Annotated in this window: 6 protein-coding genes and 1 pseudogene; 3 read left to right on the plus strand and 4 right to left on the minus strand. The window is 63.8% G+C overall.

Annotated features, from left to right (window positions below; all coding sequences use genetic code 11):
- Positions 1-55: 55 nt before the first annotated feature.
- The 3 genes from G3436_RS20710 to G3436_RS20720 are packed head-to-tail and all read left to right on the plus strand — an operon-like array spanning position 56 to position 1,514.
- Positions 56-406, plus strand: coding sequence for a hypothetical protein (locus tag G3436_RS20710; RefSeq protein WP_163948852.1), 351 nt, complete (start codon positions 56-58; stop codon positions 404-406).
- A 14-nt stretch (positions 407-420) separates the two neighbouring features.
- Positions 421-699 carry a hypothetical protein gene (locus tag G3436_RS20715; RefSeq protein WP_163948855.1) on the plus strand — a complete coding sequence of 93 codons (279 nt, stop codon included), beginning with the start codon at positions 421-423 and terminating at the stop codon, positions 697-699.
- Positions 696-1,514 (plus strand): universal stress protein, encoded by an 819-nt coding sequence (locus G3436_RS20720; RefSeq protein WP_163948865.1) that lies wholly within the window; start codon positions 696-698, stop codon positions 1,512-1,514. The genes G3436_RS20715 and G3436_RS20720 overlap by 4 nt, the downstream gene beginning before the upstream one ends.
- Here the strand turns inward: G3436_RS20720 and G3436_RS20725 are convergent.
- From G3436_RS20725 to glgX, 4 genes and pseudogenes are all read right to left on the minus strand, one after another.
- Positions 1,511-1,762, minus strand: a complete 252-nt coding sequence (locus G3436_RS20725; RefSeq protein ID WP_163948858.1) for a hypothetical protein — start codon at positions 1,760-1,762, stop codon at positions 1,511-1,513. The two genes, G3436_RS20720 and G3436_RS20725, sit on opposite strands and share 4 nt — an antisense overlap.
- A gap of 23 nt (positions 1,763-1,785) precedes the next feature.
- A complete protein-coding gene (locus tag G3436_RS20730; protein WP_163948859.1) occupies positions 1,786-2,037 on the minus strand; it encodes a hypothetical protein in 252 nt (83 codons plus the stop codon).
- Between the two features lie 70 nt (positions 2,038-2,107).
- Positions 2,108-3,175, minus strand: coding sequence for an autotransporter domain-containing protein (locus tag G3436_RS20735; RefSeq protein ID WP_163948862.1), 1,068 nt, complete (start codon positions 3,173-3,175; stop codon positions 2,108-2,110).
- Positions 3,176-3,485: 310 nt separating this feature from the next.
- A pseudogene (glgX, locus tag G3436_RS20740) lies at positions 3,486-5,652 on the minus strand (glycogen debranching protein GlgX).
- Between the last annotated feature and the right edge of the window lie 214 nt (positions 5,653-5,866).

Raw genomic sequence — 5,866 nt, forward strand, 5'->3', positions numbered from 1 at the left:
CTTGCCAGCGAAGGGGCCGCTGCAGCCACTATTGGATAGTTGGGAGAGTGATTACATGCGGGTAGCAATGGTACTGGGGGCAGCCGTGGTGCTGGCCGGTTGTGCGTCGTCGACGATGAACCAGGCCCGCGCAGGCGCGCCCGACAAAACCTTCACCTCGGCCAAGGCCGAACCGCTGGTAGCCGAGTGCATCCAGTTCGGCTGGCAGGACGAGGCGGTGTTCGGCGTGGACGCCAGCGGCTACCTGGAGGCCGGTCCCAACGGCGGCGCTACCGTGTCGACGCGTGGCGCCGCGTACTTTGCGGACGTGCGCGCCGAGGCCGCAGGCACCGTGGTGAAGTTCTACGCGGTCACGGATGATGCGCTGGCGCAGCGGCGCATGGCGGCGTTGGCGACCTGCCTCTGAGCCGCAAGCCCAGGATGGTGTGGGGCAGTTATGAACACGGCCAATCCAGTGTGCTGTGGTGCGGCTGGGTGTGCCTGTTGCTGGGGGCATTCCTGCTGTACTGCCACGAAGGCGTCAACGTCGAGATCGGCTTTCTGTTTGGCTGGTCTGCCCTGTGTTTTGCCCTCAGGCTGATCAAGCGGCCCAAGCCCAGGCCGCTCACGCCGATGTACATGGACAGCGACCCCGAGCCGCCGCCGCGCCTGCGTGGCCGCGGCAAGCGCAAGCGCACACGCGCACGCCAGGACGGCTGAGCCGAGGGGCTATCGCCAAGGCTAGTGGTGCCGCGTTGCACATCACGGTGTTCATCGAAGACCCCGACCTGTTCGGTGTGCAGGGCAAGCAGGTAGCCTTGCAGGCACTGGCAGCGCAAAACCGACAGTGGCTGCAGGATGAAATTGAACAGCTGCAGGGCAGCGCGCTGGTGGTCACGAGCGAGATTGCGATAACCCGTACGGTGCTGGACGAAGTCCTTCAGCATATCGAGCAGTTGCATCCAGACCTGGTGTTCAAGGATGTGCATCACGAGTCGGCACTCAAGCGCGTGTTCGTCACCCCGCTGGACTGGCACCTGCTGCGCGAATGCGCGGTGGCGGTGCACCTGGTCAGCGAAATACGCAGCCCGTTGCCGCGGGTGGTAGTGGCCGCCGTCGACCCTTCGCAGGCGCATGCCGCGATCAACCAGCAGATCATCCAGGCCGCCAACGCATTGGCCATCCAGTGTGATGCCGAGCTGCACCTGCTGCACGGCTTCGATACTGCCAATACTCACCTTGCCGATTTCGGCGCGGGTGCGGTGACCATGCCGGGGTTCAGCAGTGAGGTACGGCGTTCGCTGCAGTTGAACTTCGACCACCTGGCCGATGCGCTCGGTGTGCCGGCGCAGCGCCAGCACTTTCTGGCCGGCTCGCCCACACGGGTGATTGCCGCGTTCGCCCAGCATCACCGCGCCGATGTGATCGTGATGGGCAATACCCATCGCCACGGGCTGGTCCGGCTGGTGGGCAGCACCACCGAGCAGGTGCTGTACCAGGTGCCGTGCAACGTGCTGGCTGTGAAAGGTGACTAGCTGCGGCCCTTGAAGGTGCCGGTAAGGCGTTCGCGCCAGGTCAGTGGGCGGGCGTAGTACTCGTGGTCGTCGAGCTCCACCAGGGTGAAGACCTTGTTCCACTGGCCAGGCGAGTCGCCCGTGGACGTGATCGTTGCATCGGCCTGCAGCTGTGCCTCGGCGGCCTGTTGGGGGGTGAGTTGGTAAACCTGGAAGCCCAGGCTGCCCTTGAGATTCCAGGCGTGACTTACAGCGATGAAGCGGCTCATGGGTACCTCGCAGTCGCGCCTATTTAGTAGCGCCGTTCGAAATTGCCGGTGATGCGCTCCAGCCATGTCAGGCGACGGGGCGCACGTGGGGTGTCGTCGATCTCGACCACTGTGAAGTTGCAGTACTGGCCCTGCTTGTCGAACTGCTCGATGCGCAGATCGCTGGCTTCAAGGTAGGCATCGGGATGGTTGGTGCTGCGCAGCGCGTGCACCTTGAACCCGCGGTTGGCCAGGTAGGTGCTGCGCAGGTGAAAGACGGCGATGAAGCGGATCATGCGGACACGTGTTGTGAGGGCTAGGGCCGGCAGTATACCTATTGGGTGATGCGGCTGGCCCCTTCGCTGCTCACCAGCGCACACGCACCCCGAGGTTGCCGATCAAGCCGTTCAAGTCGTTGTCATCCACATCGCTGCTGTAGTCGGCACTCACGAACAGCGCCACCTTGGGCGTCACCCGCGCCACCAGCCCCAGGCCCACTTCCACCGTGGCCGAATTGCGCCCGCTGCTGATCTTGTCGACCTTGTCCAGGCTGACCGTATCGGCATTGGAGAAGTCATACCACACGTTGGTCCGTACATAGGGTTCGATCGGCATGCCGCGCACCTCGTAGCGGCCCGACAGGCGCGCACCCACGCGGCCGGTCCAGCTCGGTTGACGATCGTACGCCTGCAAGGTCTCGGCTTGCGCCTCGTTGCCGGGGTAGTACTGCTGGTTGATCAACTGCGCCTGGGGTTCGATGACCCAGTTCTTGCCCAGCCCGATCGGAAAGCCGCCCTCCACCGAAAAGGTCAGCGCATGCCCGTTGCCGTCCAGCCGCTCGCCATTGCCGGCGCGCCCGCTGGCATCGAAACGCGTGCCCATGGCCACCGCGTCCACGTGCCAGCCCTGATCATGCTGCATGCTCCAGTACATGCCCAGGCTCTCACCCTCCAGGCGTAGCGCATTTTTCTTGTCGCCCAATGGCGGCTTGCCGCCCTCAAAGCCGCTTTGCAGGTTGCTGTGGCCCACGAAAATACCGGCACGATGGGTGTTGCCGCCGGCGGTTTCACGAATGAACAGGTCAGGGCTGACCTGCAGGTTCTGGTTCGGGGTGTTCAGCCGTGCCCCGGGCGCGGGGGTTGTCTTGGCCGGGTTGGGAAAAAACTGCGCCCACTGGCTGGCAATGGCGTCCTGGGGTGGCAGCGCATGGCGTTCGGCCAGGTGCTCGGAAAACACTCCCAGGGTGTTCAGGCTCAAGCTCGACACGCTGGTGGGGCCAAGCGCCAGCACGGGCATGCCAGCGGCCAGGTTGAACAGGGGGGCATCGTCCTCCAGTCCCACTGCACGGGTTTCCACCGGGGTTGCTAATAGCAGCGACGTGGAAACCGCATAGAAAACGTACTCAAAACCCGAAGGGCTCGATGCTCTTTTCATGGCGGATCTCCTCTTGTTGTAACAGCCAAAGATCTGGCCTGATGTCACGGGCTGTAAGGCAAAACCAGAGGGCGACCCAAACCAGCAAACCTGCCTTGCGCCCGCGAAAACCCGCGAGCTAGAGGCCCGGAATGATGTTGAAGCATGCGTACTAGTTGTAGCTAAGGAGAGGAGGAGGCGGGCGTCAAGATTGTGTGATTATTTCGTTATCGGGCTATTTTGCTGCTTAATGCGTTGATAAATAGAGGTTATTGATGGCGCATAGCCGCGTTGAGTATTTCAACGCGGCTCACTATGCCAAAACGATTGCTCAGGCGTCTTCGTCGCGTTGCAGTTCCAGCAGCAGCAGCGAGCGGCCGGTGACCTCGAACACGCTGCCAAACGCCAACCGCTGCGCCTTGCGCAACTGCGGGCGGTCGGTATCGATCAGGCAGCTCCAGTACTCGCCCTGGGGTACATCGGGCAAGGTGAACGCGACGCTGTCATGGTGCGCGTTGACGATCAGCAGCAAGGTGGCATCGGCCCCCGGGCGCAAGATGCCGCTGACCTGCGCGCGGCCATCCATCAGCATGCCCAGGCATCGGCCCTGTGGGTCTTCCCACTGCTCCACGCTCATCTCGTTGCTATCCGGCGCCAGCCAGGTCACGTCCTTGACCCCGATCGCCTCGTTGTAGTCACCCACCAGGAAGCGGCTGCGGCGCAGGATCGGGTAGGCCAGGCGCAGCTTGGTCAGGCGCTTGACGAACTTGAGCAGCGCGCTGCCTTCGTCGTCGAGTTCCCAGTTGACCCAGCCGATCTCGCTGTCCTGGCAGTAGGCATTGTTGTTGCCATGCTGGGTACGGCTGAATTCGTCACCGGCAACGATCATCGGCGTGCCCTGGGCCAGCAGCAGGGTGGCAAAGAAGTTGCGCATCTGGCGCAGGCGCAATGCATTGATTTCGGGGTCGTCGGTGACGCCCTCCACGCCATGGTTCCACGAGATGTTGTTGTTGCTGCCATCCTGGTTGTTCTCGTCGTTCTGCTCGTTGTGCTTGTCGTTGTACGACACCAGGTCACGCAGGGTGAAGCCGTCGTGGGCGGTGATGAAGTTGACCGACGCGTACGGGCGCCGGCCGCGGCGATTGAACAGCTCGCCCGAGGCGGTCATGCGTGCGGCAAAGTCCGCCAGCTGGCCTTCGTCGCCCTTCCAGAAGGCGCGCACGGTGTCGCGAAAGCGGTCGTTCCATTCGGCCCAGCCGGGGGGCGAAGTTGCCCACCTGATAACCGCCGGGCCCACAGTCCCAGGGCTCGGCGATCAGCTTGACCTGGCTGAGCAGTGGGTCCTGTCGGCATGCCACGAGGAAGCTGTGACGTTCGTCGAAGCCTTCGTGGTAGCGGCCCAGAATGGTCGCCAGGTCGAAGCGGAAGCCATCCACGTGCATTTCGCCGGCCCAATAGCGCAGCGAGTCGGTGACCAGTTGCAGCACGCAGGGGTGGCTCAGGTCCAGGGTGTTGCCGGTGCCCGAGTCGTTGATGTAATAGCGTTTGTCATCGGGCATCAGGCGGTAGTAGGAGGCGTTGTCGATACCGCGCATCGACAGGGTCGGGCCCTGCTCGTTGCCCTCGGCGGTGTGGTTGTACACCACGTCCAGGATCACCTCCAGGCCGGCGTCGTGCAGGTGCGCGACCATCTCCTTGAACTCGGCGATCTTGCCGTTGGCCAGGTAGCGCGGGTGCGGTGCAAAAAAGGCGATGCTGTTGTAGCCCCAGTAATTGTTCAGGCCCTTCTGCAGCAGGTGCTGGTCGTTGACGAAGGCGTGAATCGGCAGCAGTTCGATGGAACTGACCCCCAGGCCCTTGATGTGCCCCAGCAGTTCGTCGTTCATCAGGCCGGCAAACGTCCCGCGGGCCGCTTCGGGCACGGCCGGGTGGCGCATGCTGATACCGCGCACATGGGCTTCGTAGAACACCGTGCGGTCCCAGGGTACGCCCACGCGCTGGTCGCGACCCCAGGTATACGCCGGGTCGATGACCTTGCACTTGGGCACGAAGGGCGCGCTGTCGCGCTCATCGAAACTGAGGTCGCCGTCGGGGTGGCCGATGGTGTAGCCAAACAGTGCTTCGGACCAACGCAGCTCGCCCACCAGTTGCTTGGCATAGGGGTCGATCAGCAGCTTGTTGGGGTTGAAGCGGTGGCCGTTCTGCGGCTCGTACGGGCCATGTACCCGGTAGCCGTAGATCTGTCCCGGGTGGGCGTCGGGCAGGTAGCCATGGAAGATTTCGTCGGTGTACTCCGGCAGCTCGATGCGTTCGAGTTCGTGCTCGCCACTGGCATCGAACAGGCACAGTTCGACCTTGGTGGCGTTGGCCGAAAACAGCGCGAAGTTCACGCCCAGGCCGTCCCAGGTGGCGCCCAGGGGGAAAGGCAGGCCTTCACGGATGCGCGAAGGTTCGACGCTGGCAGGCTCGGGCGTTGCAGTGGGCTTGGGCTGGCTCATAGGGATCCTTGTCGAGGCGATAGGCTGCTTCCCCGGCACCGGGGCGGCATTGCGCTGCCCCTGGCCGGGTCGGGTACGGCGAGGCGACGCCGCTCAGGGCGTCGCGGGTTTCTTGGGTGTACGGGGTTTCTTTGCAGCGTCGGCCTTGGCGGCGGGTGCCGGTGGCTTGGCCTTGGGCGCCGCAGCCGCCGGCTTGGCTTTGCCGGTCGCCGCT

Source organism: Pseudomonas brassicae (assembly GCF_010671725.1).
Lineage (GTDB): Bacteria > Pseudomonadota > Gammaproteobacteria > Pseudomonadales > Pseudomonadaceae > Aquipseudomonas > Aquipseudomonas brassicae.